At 33.1% G+C, this 15,568-nt stretch carries 24 protein-coding genes; 7 read left to right on the top strand and 17 right to left on the bottom strand.

Annotated features, from left to right (window positions below; translation table 11 throughout):
• Positions 1-27 precede the first annotated feature (27 nt).
• The gene (coaW, locus tag JFU20_RS28025) at positions 28-849 is read left to right on the top strand and encodes a type II pantothenate kinase (RefSeq protein ID WP_002013384.1); all 822 of its coding nucleotides are present in this window, start codon (positions 28-30) and stop codon (positions 847-849) included.
• Between the two features lie 16 nt (positions 850-865).
• Here the strand turns inward: coaW and JFU20_RS28020 are convergent, their stop codons facing one another.
• From JFU20_RS28020 to JFU20_RS27995, 6 genes are all read right to left on the bottom strand, one after another.
• Positions 866-1,375 carry a 2'-5' RNA ligase family protein gene (locus JFU20_RS28020; protein ID WP_002165592.1) on the bottom strand — a complete coding sequence of 170 codons (510 nt, stop codon included), beginning with the start codon at positions 1,373-1,375 and terminating at the stop codon, positions 866-868.
• A gap of 118 nt (positions 1,376-1,493) precedes the next feature.
• Entirely contained in the window at positions 1,494-1,973 is a 480-nt protein-coding gene (locus JFU20_RS28015) for a CcdC family protein (protein WP_002165591.1), read from the bottom strand.
• Between the two features lie 32 nt (positions 1,974-2,005).
• A complete protein-coding gene (locus tag JFU20_RS28010) occupies positions 2,006-2,677 on the bottom strand; it encodes a DUF4052 family protein (protein WP_033710072.1) in 672 nt (223 codons plus the stop codon).
• Complete coding sequence (locus JFU20_RS28005; protein ID WP_002165590.1) at positions 2,674-3,546, bottom strand: ABC transporter ATP-binding protein; 873 nt, start codon at positions 3,544-3,546, stop codon at positions 2,674-2,676. The genes JFU20_RS28010 and JFU20_RS28005 overlap by 4 nt, the downstream gene beginning before the upstream one ends.
• The gene (locus JFU20_RS28000; RefSeq protein WP_002165589.1) at positions 3,546-3,923 is read right to left on the bottom strand and encodes a GntR family transcriptional regulator; all 378 of its coding nucleotides are present in this window, start codon (positions 3,921-3,923) and stop codon (positions 3,546-3,548) included. Before JFU20_RS28000 ends, JFU20_RS28005 begins: the two co-directional genes overlap by 1 nt.
• 169 nt (positions 3,924-4,092) lie before the next feature.
• The gene (locus tag JFU20_RS27995; RefSeq protein WP_002013393.1) at positions 4,093-4,686 is read right to left on the bottom strand and encodes a DUF4825 domain-containing protein; all 594 of its coding nucleotides are present in this window, start codon (positions 4,684-4,686) and stop codon (positions 4,093-4,095) included.
• A gap of 440 nt (positions 4,687-5,126) precedes the next feature.
• Here JFU20_RS27995 and JFU20_RS27990 point away from each other — a divergent pair, with 440 nt between their 5' ends.
• Genes JFU20_RS27990 through JFU20_RS27970 form a run of 5 tightly spaced genes read left to right on the top strand, consistent with a single transcriptional unit; the run spans position 5,127 to position 5,945 of the window.
• A complete protein-coding gene (locus tag JFU20_RS27990; protein WP_000156202.1) occupies positions 5,127-5,267 on the top strand; it encodes a YrzI family small protein in 141 nt (46 codons plus the stop codon).
• Between the two features lie 27 nt (positions 5,268-5,294).
• Positions 5,295-5,438 carry a YrzI family small protein gene (locus tag JFU20_RS27985; protein ID WP_201039157.1) on the top strand — a complete coding sequence of 48 codons (144 nt, stop codon included), beginning with the start codon at positions 5,295-5,297 and terminating at the stop codon, positions 5,436-5,438.
• 28 nt (positions 5,439-5,466) lie between these two features.
• Positions 5,467-5,610 carry a YrzI family small protein gene (locus JFU20_RS27980; RefSeq protein ID WP_002013394.1) on the top strand — a complete coding sequence of 48 codons (144 nt, stop codon included), beginning with the start codon at positions 5,467-5,469 and terminating at the stop codon, positions 5,608-5,610.
• 26 nt (positions 5,611-5,636) lie between these two features.
• A complete protein-coding gene (locus JFU20_RS27975; RefSeq protein ID WP_000672237.1) occupies positions 5,637-5,777 on the top strand; it encodes a YrzI family small protein in 141 nt (46 codons plus the stop codon).
• A 27-nt stretch (positions 5,778-5,804) separates the two neighbouring features.
• Positions 5,805-5,945 carry a YrzI family small protein gene (locus JFU20_RS27970; RefSeq protein WP_002013395.1) on the top strand — a complete coding sequence of 47 codons (141 nt, stop codon included), beginning with the start codon at positions 5,805-5,807 and terminating at the stop codon, positions 5,943-5,945.
• 393 nt (positions 5,946-6,338) lie between these two features.
• On the opposite strand, the gene JFU20_RS27965 is transcribed toward JFU20_RS27970, so the two are convergent.
• The gene (locus tag JFU20_RS27965) at positions 6,339-7,424 is read right to left on the bottom strand and encodes an AI-2E family transporter (protein ID WP_201039156.1); all 1,086 of its coding nucleotides are present in this window, start codon (positions 7,422-7,424) and stop codon (positions 6,339-6,341) included.
• Positions 7,425-7,573: 149 nt separating this feature from the next.
• Here JFU20_RS27965 and JFU20_RS27960 point away from each other — a divergent pair, with 149 nt between their 5' ends.
• Positions 7,574-8,395 (top strand): HNH endonuclease, encoded by an 822-nt coding sequence (locus JFU20_RS27960; protein ID WP_000189680.1) that lies wholly within the window; start codon positions 7,574-7,576, stop codon positions 8,393-8,395.
• Positions 8,396-8,623: 228 nt separating this feature from the next.
• Here the strand turns inward: JFU20_RS27960 and JFU20_RS30300 are convergent, their stop codons facing one another.
• The 10 genes from JFU20_RS30300 to JFU20_RS27915 all read right to left on the bottom strand — a co-directional run bounded on the left by JFU20_RS30300 (position 8,624) and on the right by JFU20_RS27915 (position 15,563).
• Complete coding sequence (locus JFU20_RS30300; RefSeq protein ID WP_001289318.1) at positions 8,624-8,716, bottom strand: putative holin-like toxin; 93 nt, start codon at positions 8,714-8,716, stop codon at positions 8,624-8,626.
• 140 nt (positions 8,717-8,856) lie between these two features.
• Complete coding sequence (locus JFU20_RS27955) at positions 8,857-9,384, bottom strand: ribonuclease FAU-1 family protein (RefSeq protein ID WP_201039155.1); 528 nt, start codon at positions 9,382-9,384, stop codon at positions 8,857-8,859.
• Between the two features lie 218 nt (positions 9,385-9,602).
• The gene (locus JFU20_RS27950) at positions 9,603-10,658 is read right to left on the bottom strand and encodes a hypothetical protein (RefSeq protein ID WP_201039154.1); all 1,056 of its coding nucleotides are present in this window, start codon (positions 10,656-10,658) and stop codon (positions 9,603-9,605) included.
• A 12-nt stretch (positions 10,659-10,670) separates the two neighbouring features.
• Complete coding sequence (locus JFU20_RS27945) at positions 10,671-11,144, bottom strand: tetratricopeptide repeat protein (protein WP_002013416.1); 474 nt, start codon at positions 11,142-11,144, stop codon at positions 10,671-10,673.
• Positions 11,145-11,327: 183 nt separating this feature from the next.
• The gene (locus JFU20_RS27940; protein ID WP_002165585.1) at positions 11,328-12,017 is read right to left on the bottom strand and encodes a phosphopantothenoylcysteine decarboxylase domain-containing protein; all 690 of its coding nucleotides are present in this window, start codon (positions 12,015-12,017) and stop codon (positions 11,328-11,330) included.
• Positions 12,018-12,029: 12 nt separating this feature from the next.
• Positions 12,030-12,830, bottom strand: a complete 801-nt coding sequence (locus tag JFU20_RS27935) for an AAC(3) family N-acetyltransferase (RefSeq protein ID WP_125930143.1) — start codon at positions 12,828-12,830, stop codon at positions 12,030-12,032.
• A gap of 248 nt (positions 12,831-13,078) precedes the next feature.
• Complete coding sequence (locus tag JFU20_RS27930) at positions 13,079-13,480, bottom strand: GNAT family N-acetyltransferase (RefSeq protein ID WP_002165583.1); 402 nt, start codon at positions 13,478-13,480, stop codon at positions 13,079-13,081.
• Positions 13,481-13,541: 61 nt separating this feature from the next.
• Positions 13,542-14,480 carry a DMT family transporter gene (locus JFU20_RS27925; protein WP_002013410.1) on the bottom strand — a complete coding sequence of 313 codons (939 nt, stop codon included), beginning with the start codon at positions 14,478-14,480 and terminating at the stop codon, positions 13,542-13,544.
• A gap of 72 nt (positions 14,481-14,552) precedes the next feature.
• On the bottom strand, positions 14,553-15,035 hold the full coding sequence (locus JFU20_RS27920; RefSeq protein WP_201039153.1) for a DinB family protein: 483 nt from the start codon (positions 15,033-15,035) through the stop codon (positions 14,553-14,555).
• A 27-nt stretch (positions 15,036-15,062) separates the two neighbouring features.
• Positions 15,063-15,563, bottom strand: coding sequence for a GNAT family N-acetyltransferase (locus JFU20_RS27915; RefSeq protein WP_002165582.1), 501 nt, complete (start codon positions 15,561-15,563; stop codon positions 15,063-15,065).
• Positions 15,564-15,568: the final 5 nt, after the last annotated feature.

The following is a 15,568-nucleotide window of genomic DNA, read 5'->3' as shown; positions in this document are numbered from 1 at the left end:
ACAGATTACATAGTAAGGGGTAGGGAAATGCGGAATGTTATTGGTATTGATGCTGGGGGAACATTAACAAAGATTGCTTACTTTAACCTAGAGAAAAAATTATGTTTTGAAAAATTTTATTCATATGAACAAGAAAGAATTAAAGAATGGCTTCAAAATCATAATTCAATTACACAATTATGCATTACAGGTGGTAAAGCTACACAGTTAGAAGAACTACTTTCAGGTTCATATAAAATAGTAGAGTTAAACGAGTTTGAAGCAACTTTAGTAGGAGTACGCTACATACTAAAAGAAGAAAAACGTGCTATAAACAACTTTGTATTAACAAATATCGGTACAGGTACTTCCATTCACTATGTTCACGACAAGCAATATGTTCGCGCTGGTGGAACTGGAGTTGGCGGTGGTACTATTATGGGTCTTTCAAAACTATTAACAAATATAGATCATTTTGAAGAAGTGATTCCGCTTACGAAAATTGGTTCAAGAAACAGTCTAGATATTACAGTTGGAGATATTTATGGCGGGATTCTCTCCCCTCTTGATAATAACTTAACTGCTAGCAATTTCGGAAAAGCGACCATTACAGACTCAAATTATAGTAGTTCAGATATACTAGCTACCGTTCAAGGACTTGTCGGTGAAGTCGTCACAGCATTAAGCCTTCAATTCGCCGAAGCAAAAAACATTGACCATATCATTTACATCGGTTCTACTCTATGTAATAACGTACATCTTCAAAATATTATAAGTAGCTATACAGAATATCAAAACAAAATACCTGTCTTTTTACAAGACGGCGGTTATAGTGGTGCGATTGGTACTTTACTTCATGGTATGAAATAAAAAAAGCTGACTTTTGTCAGCTTTTTTGCAATGGTACTTTAAATTCAATAATTGATTCTCCATTCTCACCAATTCGTTCCACACTAATTCTATTGATTACACAGTTCAACTTCTCATGAAAACTAGGAATCTCCTTCGCTATTTCAGTTGCTAACTCAGGGCTACTTTCTCTTCCGACTGTTACATGCGGTATGTACGGAATGTCTCTTTTCAAAAATCGTAATAAGGGGCCTGTATACAATTTATCATGTAGTTTTTCTATTTGTTCTTTCCCCTTTTCAACTCCTAAAAACAAATAGTCTCCCACACTTGTTATACGACTTGCAAACTCAATTTCAATTTCCCCTATCCCTTTTGCCAAATGCAAAATATGTGATTTCAGCTCATCATTCGAAATGGAACTTTCAAATGGAAATACAATTGTTATATGCGGTCGAATTAATCCGAATAAAGGATCATGCTTTTTTCTCATACTCTCTATTTCATCAATGGGCATGTTATGTAAAAACAGTAGAATTGTACGCACTTTTATATCCCCTACTTCCCCTCAATTTTTTATATTTATCATATTGTATGGTAGCGTGAACCTCAACAAATTATTTTGCTTGCATATAAAAATAAAAAACTTCTCAAATGAGAAGTTTTCATATAGCATGGTTATTATTTTCTCGCAAAACTTTCCTGAATTTTATATAACAAGCAATTCTCCACGGAATAATATATGATACTGCAACGACGTAAAATAATAAACCGATTGTTTGTTGATCTAAATCAACAATATATTGTCTTGAACTATATCTTAAAATAACAATTCCGATAAAAGTAATTAAAAAGGCAGCACTTTTTTTCGTATAAATGTTTCCGTCTTCTCTTCGCTCATAGCTTGTTAGAAATATAAGTGGGATTGCGAAAAGAACCCCAATGAATGCTGCTATAACTACTTGTAATAGTGCTGGATGTACGGGTCCAAAAAACCATACTATCCCCGGTGTTAAAAATAGTAATGGCCACAAAATACGTTTTCCTGTTCCCTTAATTGGCTTATACATAGATCGATAACGGCGCCAAAATATAAGCAGTGCCACGCATAAAAAGACGGTTATTAGTGAAGAAGTATCTCCCATACAGTCTTCCTTCTCTCTCAAAGTAATTGTATTTAAATCGTATCTTCAAACGAAACTTTACGAATAAACAAAGCACTAATTACGATATATATGAAAATAAGTACTATCGAAACTGATATGAAATTAGGTATTTCTAGTAACACTTTACTATCAATAAACACCAATTCTTTTATCCCTATCCCAGCATACATTGTACTCGCCAATCCGAATAAAAATATCACACTAAAGGCAAATCCTAACCAATTAAATCTTTTCTGAAAAATAGTTGTTAATTGGAATAAACAAGCTAATGTACTATAAAATACGAACTGTGCAAAGAATTGTTCAATTGTATGTGTTCCTAAATTTGCATGTTCTGTTTCATAAAATGTACCTTGTAAAAATAAAACTTGAAGACATGAAAAAAATGCTGATTGCAATAAAATAAAACATACTGAACCAATAAAAAATTGCAACCTAGTAACACCAAATGAGACAACTGTAGGAAAAATATCAAGTTGAATAAGAAACACACTTACTACAATAAACATCAAAATTGCAATTGATGAATTATTGAAAATATCATGTAAAAATGCTACCTTTATCTCCTTTAAATCAGTTGCAGTCATTGTCCATTTTATAAGTAATGCTACAATCCAAAAGATAAAAACGGCCTTATAATGATATTTTATATGTAACTTCAATTGTTTTAAAAGCATTGTCATTCCCCCTCTTTATCCGTTATGTAAATAAATAGTTTTTGTAGTGTTACCCTGTCCATTTCTAACCCTTCCGTTTCAATCAACTGATAATCTTTAGTAGACAGTTTTTGCCATATGGTAGAAATCTCTTTATTTCCATACAACTCTCGTTTTACAACATTTTTTCCCATTAAAAATTTTGTGACCTTATCTTTATGCCCTGATATAATATGACCTTTTTGTAATAAATCTTCCACTGATGATTGAACAACTAGTCTTCCTTCTTTTATAATGATTACATCTTCAATAACATGGGTTACTTCTTCTACTAAATGTGTTGATAATATAATTGTTCGGGGATACTCACCGTAATCTTCTAATAGTAAACTATAAAATAGCTCTCGATGTGCTGCATCTAAACCGGTAGTCGGCTCATCAAAAATAGTAATCGGTGCCCTACTTGCTAGACCTTGAATAATTCCTACGACTGTTTGCATACCGTGTGATAATTTATGGTATTTCTCTTTCATATTAAGCTGAAACTTCCCTGCCAGTTCTTCAGCATATTTCTGATCCCAATTTTTATAAAACATGTTACATAGCTCAAAAATCTCTTTAATTTTATTACTTAAATGCGCTTCTTCTTTCACTTTAACAAAGCAAATTTTTTGCATCGCTTTACTATTTTCAAAAACATTTTCGCCAAATATAGATACACTTCCACTACTTGAAATAATTTGTCCTGCAAGAAGGTTTAATAATGTTGTTTTCCCCGCTCCGTTTCTTCCAAGCAAACCATATATTTTATGTTCTTCCAATGCAATTGTTACTTCATTTACAGCTAGTGTCTTTTTATATTTTTTCGTTAAATCTTTCGTTTCAAGTGCAAACATTACTCTTTCCCCTCCTTCGTAATTTTTTGTATCATGTCCATCAATTCGTCTTTTGATATTTCTAGTACTTTTGCTTCTTCCCACACTTTAGGTAAATACTCTGTCATAAAAGTATTTTGTCTTTTTTTTAGTACGACTTCTTTTGCTCCCTTTGCAACAAACATCCCAATCCCTCTCTTTTTATATAAAATCCCCTCATCCACTAATACATTTACCCCTTTAGCTGCAGTGGCTGGATTAATTTGTAACATCTTCGCAAATTGATTTGTCGATGGAACTTGTTCTTCTTCAAGCAATATATCTTTTAAAATATCAGATTCAATAGTTTCTGCAATTTGTATGTATATTAATTTATTTTGTTCTAGAGTAGGTTTCACGATTTCACCACCTTAGGTTCCTAGGTTCATTACTTATGTAATTAACCATAGCGCAACGTTATATTTTTTTCCATAATTTTCATCAAAAAAAGAATCATTCGATAATGAATGACTCCCCTTAAAAAATGTTCTGATTTTCAATCGTGAAATAACCTCATCTTCCTCCATATCACTTAGATTCCCGCACAGGATGTTCATCAAAAAATTGCTTTCGAAAATCTTTATTATTAACTAGCTTTTCTATTTTTTCTTGATTACCGTAAAAGAAGTTCATTACGATTCCCTTATTCCATATAAGATCATCCTTTGGCAAATCATTAAATTCTTTATACAGTATGGGTAAAAGTTCTTCTCTTTTTAATGCAAAACTTTGATTTTCAATCTGAAACTCATACCCTTTCGCATTCGGTACTAAAACTGCAAGATAAATAGCATTAAAGAGTAAATTCTTCTTCATCGTATCCTTCCCATCAAACCAATACGTCTCAATCATTTCTTCTGTAAGATTTCCATTCTCTTTTGCACCATATTCCACTTTAATATTTTCATTTTCTAAATTTAAACTTTGAACTGTTTCACCACCAGGTAAGTTTGTAACAATCGCAATAACGTCGGAATTATTTCTAACGTATGTCCCCGTATATTTTTTAAAAGCCCCAGGTTCAATATGTGATATTTCTTTTATTTGCTCCCCATTAGAACAAGCAGTAACAACTAATAAAATTGTTAGCATAATACCTGCTATTCTATTCATATAGTTCATTAGACACCACCAAGTTCTATTTATTATCCAATCTATACAATGTATCCCTTAAAAACCCTTTAAAACATACGCATTTTAATCAAAATTAAAAATTTTCAATTTTTATGTTTACAATTATCCATTAATTGTATATAATTACTAACGTAAGAAAAATATTCTAAAAGGAGGTCGAAGGAAATGATGAAATTACAATTACATGCTTTAACTTTATCGTTAACTGCATCTGTGTTTTTCGGACAATTAAATATGAATTCGACCACCCTAATGGAGAATTAAAAATCGTACTTTATTTCTTTTAATTCATAAATTCGCCACAGGAGGTCGTATACTTTCCTGTGGCTTTTTCACGCCCAGCCATAGGAAAACGATATCTTCCTGTGGCTTTTTTGTGCGATTTTTTAGTCTCATACATTATTTTTTAAAGAAAGGAGCAACATTCGATGACTATTAGCGTATTGTTTTTAAGTATTACGATTCAAAGAAATACACTTTCCAAAGCTGAAATTCTTCATAATGAGCAAATTACAAAAGCTATGAATGATGTTAAGGAGCGCCAAGTGCTTTATTGCGATCACCTGTAATTCCTTTTCGAAAGGAGGAATTCGTCTATGACTTTTCATATTTTCTTTTTTACGACAGCACTTCAGAAAAAAACGTTATCTGAAGCTGAAATCTTTCGTAAACAACAATTAAAACAAACTATGGATAAAATAACGGACATTAAAAGTTCGTATTATACACAAATGTTTTAAAAATATTTTTTAAAGGGGCAATATCCTAATGAAATTTAAGGCTTTCTTTTTAACGATTACCATTCAAAAACGCAAACTTTCAAAAGATGAAATTTCTCGTGAACAACAAATTAAAAATATTATGGATGATGTGAAAGAGCGCCAGTCCTCTTATTACAATCGTCTTTACTAAATACATTATAAAGGGGTAATATCCTAATGAAATTCAGAGTATTATTTTTAACGATTACCATTCAAAAAAATAAACTGTCTGAGTCTGATATGCTTCATGACCGACAAATTGAGCAGGCTATGTACAACGTAAAAGAACGACAAAGTCATTATTGTAGTCACCTGTAATTCCTATTCGAAAGGAGGAATTCATGTATGAGGTTTCACCTTTTCTTTTTAACCATTACGATTCAAAAAGAAACTATATCTGCAAATGAAGTAAAACAAGAGGAACAGTATAAAAAGATTATAGATGAAATTCGTGATCGTAGAAGCAAGTACTACACTCACCTATAATTGTTTGAACTTATATTAGAAATGAAAGGAGTCGATTATGATGTTAATAACGCGGTGTAAAGAAATGATTTGGATAGTTCAGAGAGATTCCACATAGTTTATAAAGTGAAACTTTAATCAGTGGGGGTTTTGTTCATCCCCCACTGATTATTAGCTCTCACCAATCGGGCGTTTACGCGCAGTTGATCTCCCACCTAACTTCTTTTTTTCTTCACCTGAATTTTGAGGTGGGAGTTTTACTGCCCACAAATAGCGGGATAAAGTTTATTTAACAAAAATTCACCGCCTGATTTGATGTGTAAAAATATATAATAATAATAATATGTATTTCATACACTAAAAAATAAAAGATACACCCCTTTTTATTAAGCGGTGTATCTTTCTCAACATATTCTATTTCCGTTTACTTCGTTTCGTCTTAAACAATCTCACTAAGTTCGAAACAACTGTTTTTGTTACCGCATAAGCTGGTACTGCTAAAATCATTCCGATAATTCCCGCGAAATTACCTACCCCTAAAATAAGGATGATAATTGTCAACGGATGGATATTTAATTTTGAACTCATAATACGCGGTGAAATGATGTTACTTTCAAACTGTTGTACGATTGTTACTATAATAATTACGTACAGAGCTTGCATCGGAGATACGAACAGACCTATAATGACAGCTGGTGCTGCTCCGATAAATGGACCTAAGTTCGGAATTATATTTGTAAATGCTGCGATAATTCCTAAAACGAAAGCATACGGTAAACCGATGATTAAATAACCAGTAAATGTAAAGGCACCAATAAACATACAAACGAGCGCTTGACCTTGAATATATGCAGATAATGTTTCGTTCGTTTCCTTTATGATACGAAGTCCTTCTTCTCGGTAAGACTCTGGTAATACACTAACAGCTTTTCCTGGAAATGCATGTCCATCTTTAAACATATAAAATAAAATGAACGGTACTGTAAAGATAACTAACGCCACGTTCGTGATAATACCAAATAAAGCCGTTGCACTCGACGTAATTGTGTTTGGTATACCCTTTAAGTATTCAATCGCATTTTTTTCAATTGTTTCAATGGAAACGTAGTTTTGTGTAGATAACCATTCAAATAACCTATGATGGGATAGATCTTGTATGTATACTTTTCCCTCTTTTATATAAGTCGGCATATTTTTCACTAAATCCATTAACTGTTGTGAGATGGTTGGAACGACTACTCCAATAGCAACTCCAGTTAATGTAATGATAAAAAGGTACAGTAGTAAGATCGCTAAACCTCTAGGTACTTTTTTATTCTCCAAAAAGACTAACACAGGGTTAAATATGAAGTATAAAAATAGCGCGATTAAAATTGGGAAAAATAATGTTGATATGAAGATACCAATTGGTTGAAATAGAAACGATATTTTTGTGCAAATAAATATAATTCCTACAACCATCAGCACTTCTAATGTCCAAAAGTGCACTTTCGATTTCAAAAAAACGTCCTCCTTTAAACTAGCACTTCTCTTCATTGTACCAAATTAAACTTAGATTTCACATAATATTTTCCTTTACAATATTCCAAAATCCCATTAAATACACTACAATGAGATTACAGACAAATTTGCAGGTAAAGGTGATAAATATGACACAATGCATCATTTGCAGAAAAGATACGAAAGAACTTAGTGAACAATATGTCATTCCAGAGATATTATGTGGATATTATTTCATAAACTCAATTTGTGATTCATGTCATGAACATATGACAACAAATATTGATCGTCCTTTAATTAGACATAAATTAAGTCAATATAAGATTGAGCAAATGAAAAAACAAATCGACTCCCCTCTCTATACGAATGAACATGGTGAGGAGCTAGCAGCCGCTGAGACAGATGTAGTCGAAGTAAGTGATGAGATACTTTATTCCAATGCATTAATTATGAAACTATGTAAAAAGCACGATATTTCATTACATAATGAAATTTGGAAAGAAGAGCGCGTAACAAAAGTAGCTAGTTCTATTCAACGTGAATTGCTTTTAGATAACCGTAAATATAAAATGAGTGTATTAAAAATGGCTTATACTTTTGCTGTACAAACAATTGATGGCTACTTTGACGATCCAGATGCGATTGATATTTCTACTATTCTATTAAATGCCGATTTCATGGAATTAAAGGAAAAGAGTATCGTTCGTGACTTAAGCAAAAGCTCTTTATGGAATACATTAAATACAACGAGCGAAAACCATTACTTTATTTTACTTAGTGATAAAGACGGTCTATTCTGCTTCATTCGCCTATTTGATATTTTTGATGTTGTTGTTCATTTATCAGAAAAAAGATACAATCTTCCATCACCAATTGTCGGCGTAAATAATGTAGACAAAAAAGGATTTTTTGTGGAAAGTTTAAAACAGTATATGGATGGGCTATTTAAAGAAACTACACGTTCTATTTAATCCATATAGGAACATACGGTCTCCTTTCTTCATGAAAAGACACTGTGTTATAATGAGTGTGAAAAGAACAATACAATCACATAAAACAATTAAAACCTGTATATAAATAAAAAAGACTAGTGTGCGGCTACACACTAGTCCACGTAACTTAGCAGATTGGATTGTTCATTTATCCTATTTGTTTCGTACAAACACAACAACCCACATTCTATAGGCATAGGTGGGTTGTTATTTTTTGAGCTTGTCAATTAAGACGACAATAAACGTTAACAATGCAATGAGAAACAGTCCACCTTGCAATAACAACGCAATTTCACTCACTTATTATCACCCCCCTCCTACTCGGAGAAGTGATAATTGAACAACCAACCGTACCATAAGTTACCTCTTAATTTTATCATATTTTCTAATAGTTTACGATGAAAACCCGCAAGCTAGTAAGCTGCGAGTTTTTTTATTTTTCATGTAGAAAAAATCTCTTTCTGTTTAAATATAGTCTCCGTTTCTAAAATCATTTGAGGTAAGAAGACATGAATTGTATCCGTTAATACGTTAAGAGCTTCTTTCACATAACCATTTTCAAATTGATCTAATGACTCAGGTAATTCGACTTCATCTAATATGAAATACTCACCATTAGGAAGAACCATAATATCAATGATTAAATCTTCAAATGTTACTAACTCATTTCCTACATGTGTGTTTTTTATGATATTAAAATATGACCCTAAATAATGCCCAGCATCATCTCTCCATATGTATAGGTTATACGGACGATTTTCCCAATAATATGCGGTTGTATAACTACCTTTAGGAATAGTTAATTTTATTTCGTTTGCTGTCATAGTAAAAGGGTACTGTACCTCATGAAATAGTACGATTCTCTTCGGTTGTGCTTCTACTAATAAACAAACGTGATCTACAGTTGTAGAATCATAACGTATTTTTCTTTCTATAATTTCAATCCTTGATGTACGTAAACAATTCATTTTTTAGTTACCCCTTTTATCATATAGTCCGTTTTTAATTATATCCTTTACGCTCCTGATTATGAAAGTATACCGTATTCCGCATCATAAAAACTCCTTCTATAATGGAAGGAGTTAATGAACTACTACTATTTTATTAACCACAATTCATATATGGTCTTTTATTTTTTTCAATACAAACTCCATATACACCAAATGCACGATGATATTTAGGAGCTTTACTCATGTTTTAACTTTGTCTTAACTACATCATAAAAATTCCGTTCATCGTCTACATTTAAGTGAATACGACTTACTGTTTTAGAAAATCCATATAACAACTGCGCTTTAATTGGCTCTTTTAACGTTATTTCAAAAGTTGGAGGTTCCTTTATAAATTCCATAACAGTTGCGTCAAGAACCTCTTTTTCTTCTTCTTTCTTTAAAGGTTCGCCTTTATAAAACGCAATGTTATCAATTTGTGTAAATGATATAACGATTTTCTTTCCTAATCCAATTTGAATAATCACTTTTTCTTCCGCAACGATAATTGGATTTTTACGCATCGCTTGTATTTCAGCTAAAAAATAAAACATCGCATATATGTTTAAGATGAGTAAAACCCAAGCTATTACTGGATTCCATTGATGAAGTAAATAATGAAAACCGATACTTTCAATTAATGTTGCATGAATAATCATGATATAAACACCTATTGCACCGGTCTTTTTATGATATGAGTATGTGGATTCACTTTCTAATACTTTTTCACGCCACGATAAAAAAGCATAATAGAGTAATTTACACTCTGTTAGAATGATATTTACTGTCTTACTTCTCTTCATATTAGCATCAAATGCTGCATCAATCGCATAAGAAAATGAAGAATACTCACTTCTATATTCTTTATATCGTTTTATTATTTTAGGAAGTACTCTTATAATTTTATATATAAGAAACAGTTCAAAACATACGAACACAATTTCTCCAGCAACTATTACATACGAAACAAATGAAAAAGCTTGTAAATAATCACTAGGAATTATAAATCTTGCGAATACATATCCAGCTATAACTACAGGAAACATATACGTTAACGAGTATCTTTTCCGTATAATAAAGAAATATGTGATGATTGGAATTACAAACATAAAATCTAATAATGAACCGAGGACTACTTCTTTCGGGGCAGCTGGCACTATTGGCAGGGCATACAATAAATAGTTTGATAACATAATTAAAGATACGAGTCCAATCCAAATGCCTTTTTTCCTTCGTGAAATTGATGGATTCATTCCTTCTCTCCTCTATTCAAAAACCTCATTTAAATGGTCTTTATAAAATGAAATAGCACGTTCAAATTCTTTTATCTCATCTACTTTCACAACTGTCTCTAACAGTAATTTCATCGCTTCTTCATGTTCGTTTACGTTATATTTTGCTAATGATAAAAACACTTTCATCACGTCATTTTCCGGGAACTTCTTTATCCCTGCTTCTAATAAAGTAATCGCTTTATCATATTCCCCTATACAACGATACGTACTGCCAAGACCGATATACGCACCGCAAAGGGATTCACCATCAAGTCCGTTCGCAATTGCCTGTTCATAATACGGAACCGCCTCCGTTTCAAGACCCATTACATCATGTATCCAAGCGCATTGATATAGTACTTCTGCATCCCTCGTAAAGTTTGTTAATCCTATAAGTATCTCTCTAGACTGCGCATATTTCTTTTCATTTCTAAGTTTAATAGCTTGCTTTAATAAATGTTCCATACAATCCACTCCTCACAAAATGTTCATTATGCATATATCATGTATTACACATTTACGAGCAGCTAATGGCCTATTTATTCCATTGACTCAATTTAATAATTAGTGGGGGCTAAGTTCCCCCACTAATTTAATATTAACTCCATTACATACTATGCGACTGCATCTCTTTCTAAAAGCTTAAATTTACATCGCAGTGATACGATTACATAAATGCTCTAACATATTGACAATTTCTTTTGCAGTTTCATCTTTCCCATTACATAACTTCACATTACCGTCTTGTCCAATAACGTGATGCACAGCACCGCGAGAATATAAAGAATGCGGTGAGTTTGCTACCATTACACTTGCTTTTGCATCTTCCATTCTTTTACTTGCTCTTTCAATAAGTTCTGCTTCATTTACGTCACTTTCAAGTTTAAAGCCAACGAGTATCGTTTCTGAATCCCAACTCTTTACTTGTTTTAATACTTTTGGCGCTTTTTGAAAATGAATAATTGGAGCGATGTCACTTGAAATCTTTCCGTTCATATTAAGAATATTTCCATCTTGATCACAAATCTTTTCGACAACCCAATCTGAGCCAGCAGCAGCCATAATAACTGCATCTACTTTTTCATGTGTAATAATACTTTTCATCTTATCTTGTAAATCAATAATCCCCTCAAATGGGTGCAATTCTAATTGGTTATTTACATCCATTGGCTTCTCAGCGAAATAGCCATGCAAATATATTACATGTGCGCCCTTTGTCATTAACTCTTCCGCAATAATTCTTCCAATCGTACCTTTTGCTAAATTTGTATGTCCACGTACTTGATCCCATTTTTCTAGGCAGCCGCCGCTCGTAATTAATACTTTTTTCCCTTGCATAATAACCATCCCTTATTGATTTTTCGCACGAAACCACTCTGTTCCAAAGTCAACTGCATCACGCTGCCTCATAAAACGGCACGTCGCATTCCCTATCTTCCCACGCGTAACTGTTCCTTTAAGCTCATATTCAACTCCGATTTCTACAAACGTATCAGAATCGTAATCCATTTCAACGAATTCTTTCCATACTCTTACACCTTCTTCTATAATAGGTGCTCCTACCTTTATTAACTCGCGTGCACCTGTACGTACCTCAGATAAATGTATAGACGTATTAGAGTCATAACCAACACCAAGTAATAATATGTATCCATCTAAATCGTATATTTTTCGTAATGGCGATTCTTCACCAAAACTTATGGAAAGTGAATGATTCGCTGTAATTTCTTCTGCGTGTTGCCCCCATGCTGCAAAACTACTGAGTGGATGATTACTGCGCAATACATTCGGATATGTACGAAAACATTCAACTACTTCTCCCATTGCCCTTGTTGGTGTTATACGTGGATCAAATGCTGGGACGTTATCCCGAATAATTTGCCACCATTCTTCTGGTACAGGTGGTCTTGACCAATGTTTTGGATCGGATAAATCCGAAGATTGCGTCGGCATAATTATCGTTCCTTCTTCTGTAACAACTTTCATTAACGCTTCTACTACGGCAACTGCACCGCCTGATATCCAACCGATTGAACTTAATGAAGAATGTACAATAACTGTCATTCCCTTTTCTATCCCTAATGCTTTTAAATCATTTGTAATTGTTTCGATTGTATTTGGAAATTGTGTATTCGCCACTATGTCATTCATTTTCACGATTGTTCCCCCATTTTGCTTTAAACTAATACATACATATATTATCATATTTTTCTTAATTTTTAACATAATCATACAGATTACTATAGACCTATCGTTCTTATCATATCGGAAACAGTTAAATTATGGTGTATTTATTTAAAATTAATATAAAAAGGTGAACACAATCAAAAACTTTCAATCTAGCAATCTTAATTTATACTAATATGAAATAGCCCATCACAAATGATGAGCTATTTATTTTATTCATTCTCTAAATAACAATTAAACCTTTCTATCCCCGGGTATTTTTCACCCAAACTTTCAATCTTAAAGTTACATTTCTTGTAAAAACCGACTGCCTCTGTATCTGTCTCAGCCTCAATATATGTTAACTCATATTCCCTAATTATTTCTTTAATCATTTGAAGTGCAATTCCTTGATTGCGATATTTTTCATCAACAGCTATGTGACACATTCTCGCTCTATTTGTATGAATTAGCGCTATACCTATGCAACCCTTATTCCCATATTTATATAGCACTGCCTGATCATTTTTATACATTGAAACTGCTTTAAATAAGCTTGCTTCACTCGGACCGATCGCATGCTTTAATACTTTTTTAATGGGATCTATTTCTAAATACTCAACACGTTGTAACATCCTTTCTCCATCCTTTCTCATGAGAAAAGATTAGCTCTTTATTGAAAAAGAGCTAATCTTTTTATGCCGTTATTTTCTCTTCTTTTTTCACAACTACAGCTACATAACTATGAAGTATCATTCCGACAATTACAAGACTCATTCCAACCCACGATAAAGAAGACGGAATTGGAGCCGATAACCAGAGCAGCTCTCCTACTAATGCAAATAAAACTTCACCAGACTGTGTCGCCTCGACTGTTGCTAATTTTTGAGGATCATCTTTTACAAGATCTGTCGCAAAGAAGAATAATACCGTTGCGATTAACCCTGAACTAACTGCTACAATAAAACATTGGAAAACTTGACTACTTGACGGTAGTCCGCCTGTTGATACTTCATAACCAGATAGTAAAAACCAAAATGGTAAACTTGCTAATGTCATACCGAGAACTCGTTGGAAGACATCTAATTCGCCCTTACATACTTGCATCATTTTTCTATTTCCAAGTGGATATGCAAACGCAGCAATGAGTACAGGAACCACACATAAAATGGTTTCACGAATCCCTAAAGAAGAAGCGTGTTCTACTTGCATAAGAACAACACCGAATAAAATAATGCCTGACATTACTAATTCTTTCATTGGAAGTTTTTTATGTAATGGGTCTACCGCAAAAAATGGTGTTAACAAAATCCCTGCAACTATTGTAATTTGCCAAGTCGAAGCGACAAGCCACCCCGGTCCAAACGCACCCGCGAAACTAAGCGGTGCATAAAAGAGACCAAACCCTACAATACTCCATAACAACCACTCTTTCGGATTGTTTTTCATATATTGCAAGAGTTGTTTTAAATTCCCTCTATACATGACAATAAGTAGTAGCATTGGAACCATAAAATAATACCGTAGTGATGCACTCCAAATCCAACTCCCGCCCCCTAAGTCCATCGACCGGTTTAACACAAAGGTAAAGGCAAAGAAAAACGATGCCAATATCCCTACTGCAATAGCTTTCATTATAAAACCCCTTATATAGTTTATTTTTCTACTATATAACAAAATTAATATAATTAATATTCAAAAATTTAATCATACATACGGTCTACTTCTATGTAACTTTCGTAATCGACTAATATGAGCTTGATGGTACCGATTATGATCGGCTATATGCCATATTCCCCACCTTATAGTCGCATTTTCTCCCTTTTCATAAAAAACTTCTCGTGTTAAATCATTTTCTGTTAGTTTCATACATTCCTCATAAAACATATGTTGCACAGCTTCATAATCTTGCATTAATTCTTGTAATTTGTACTTTCTTAAACTAGGCAATTCTCCCATTTCATTCAACATTGGTCCATATTTATTTTCAAGTGCAGGCGGAACTCCCTCTCCTTTTAAACGGTACACCCAGTGTAAATCGACTACTGCTAAATGCTGAAGTAGCTGTCCAATGTTATTTTCAGACCCTTTATAGGATAGTTCGTTCTTTTCAATACCTTCGACTAACCTTTGCAATCGTTTAAATGTATCAGTAACCGTTGCATACAAAATTGCCACGTTGGGGTTCATATCTTTTTCTAAATGGAGATCCTTCCTTTAAAGAAACAACACCATATTTTCATCATCACTATACACACCATTCACCTTTATAGCTCTTTTTTCAATTCCATACGTTTTAAAGCCCATTGATTCATACAATTTTTTTGCTGGTTCGTTTGTAGATACAACACCTAATGTCAATTGCTCTAGTTTTATATCTCTCGCTCTTTGAATGGCATTTGTTATTAACTCACGTGCCAATCCGTTCCGCCTGTTTTGTGAATCTACATACATCGCAACGATATGACCTTTATGTTTATACGCCTCTCTCTCTTCTGTTAGTAAAGTGACAACTCCAACTAAATGATTTTCTTCATTAAATGCACCAAATGTACAACTAGTAGTAGCTGTTAAATTACTTTCCACTCGCTTAATAGGATTTTCCTGGCGAATCGCCTCTTCATAAGTTGTTACAAATGCCTCTGGATTTACTTGTAAAGCTTGTAAACGTAAGTCCCAATATTTTTCCGCATCTTCTTTCGTAAGTAATCGAATCATTTTCC

The organism is Bacillus sp. TH30 (assembly GCF_016650875.1).
Classification (GTDB): domain Bacteria; phylum Bacillota; class Bacilli; order Bacillales; family Bacillaceae_G; genus Bacillus_A; species Bacillus_A mycoides.
Note: the sequence above shows the minus strand (reverse complement) of the source record. Positions and strands in the feature narration are given on the sequence as shown.

Bases quoted from the DNA above. Each gene is read 5' to 3' on its own strand.
- JFU20_RS27990 (WP_000156202.1), top strand. From the start codon at position 5,127: ATGACTATTAGCGTATTGTTTTTAAGTATTACGATTCAAAGAAATACA.
- JFU20_RS27995 (WP_002013393.1), bottom strand. From the start codon at position 4,686: ATGAACTATATGAATAGAATAGCAGGTATTATGCTAACAATTTTATTA.
- JFU20_RS27915 (WP_002165582.1), bottom strand. From the start codon at position 15,563: ATGATTCGATTACTTACGAAAGAAGATGCGGAAAAATATTGGGACTTA.
- JFU20_RS27945 (WP_002013416.1), bottom strand. From the start codon at position 11,144: ATGGAACATTTATTAAAGCAAGCTATTAAACTTAGAAATGAAAAGAAA.
- JFU20_RS27975 (WP_000672237.1), top strand. From the start codon at position 5,637: ATGAAATTCAGAGTATTATTTTTAACGATTACCATTCAAAAAAATAAA.
- JFU20_RS27930 (WP_002165583.1), bottom strand. From the start codon at position 13,480: ATGTTACAACGTGTTGAGTATTTAGAAATAGATCCCATTAAAAAAGTA.
- JFU20_RS27950 (WP_201039154.1), bottom strand. From the start codon at position 10,658: ATGAATCCATCAATTTCACGAAGGAAAAAAGGCATTTGGATTGGACTC.
- JFU20_RS27925 (WP_002013410.1), bottom strand. From the start codon at position 14,480: ATGAAAGCTATTGCAGTAGGGATATTGGCATCGTTTTTCTTTGCCTTT.
- JFU20_RS28005 (WP_002165590.1), bottom strand. From the start codon at position 3,546: ATGTTTGCACTTGAAACGAAAGATTTAACGAAAAAATATAAAAAGACA.
- JFU20_RS27920 (WP_201039153.1), bottom strand. From the start codon at position 15,035: ATGAACCCCAACGTGGCAATTTTGTATGCAACGGTTACTGATACATTT.
- JFU20_RS27940 (WP_002165585.1), bottom strand. From the start codon at position 12,017: ATGCAAGGGAAAAAAGTATTAATTACGAGCGGCGGCTGCCTAGAAAAA.
- JFU20_RS27970 (WP_002013395.1), top strand. From the start codon at position 5,805: ATGAGGTTTCACCTTTTCTTTTTAACCATTACGATTCAAAAAGAAACT.
- JFU20_RS27935 (WP_125930143.1), bottom strand. From the start codon at position 12,830: ATGAATGACATAGTGGCGAATACACAATTTCCAAATACAATCGAAACA.
- coaW (WP_002013384.1), top strand. From the start codon at position 28: ATGCGGAATGTTATTGGTATTGATGCTGGGGGAACATTAACAAAGATT.
- JFU20_RS28010 (WP_033710072.1), bottom strand. From the start codon at position 2,677: ATGACAATGCTTTTAAAACAATTGAAGTTACATATAAAATATCATTAT.
- JFU20_RS27955 (WP_201039155.1), bottom strand. From the start codon at position 9,384: ATGAATTGTTTACGTACATCAAGGATTGAAATTATAGAAAGAAAAATA.
- JFU20_RS27985 (WP_201039157.1), top strand. From the start codon at position 5,295: ATGACTTTTCATATTTTCTTTTTTACGACAGCACTTCAGAAAAAAACG.
- JFU20_RS28015 (WP_002165591.1), bottom strand. From the start codon at position 1,973: ATGGGAGATACTTCTTCACTAATAACCGTCTTTTTATGCGTGGCACTG.
- JFU20_RS27980 (WP_002013394.1), top strand. From the start codon at position 5,467: ATGAAATTTAAGGCTTTCTTTTTAACGATTACCATTCAAAAACGCAAA.
- JFU20_RS27960 (WP_000189680.1), top strand. From the start codon at position 7,574: ATGACACAATGCATCATTTGCAGAAAAGATACGAAAGAACTTAGTGAA.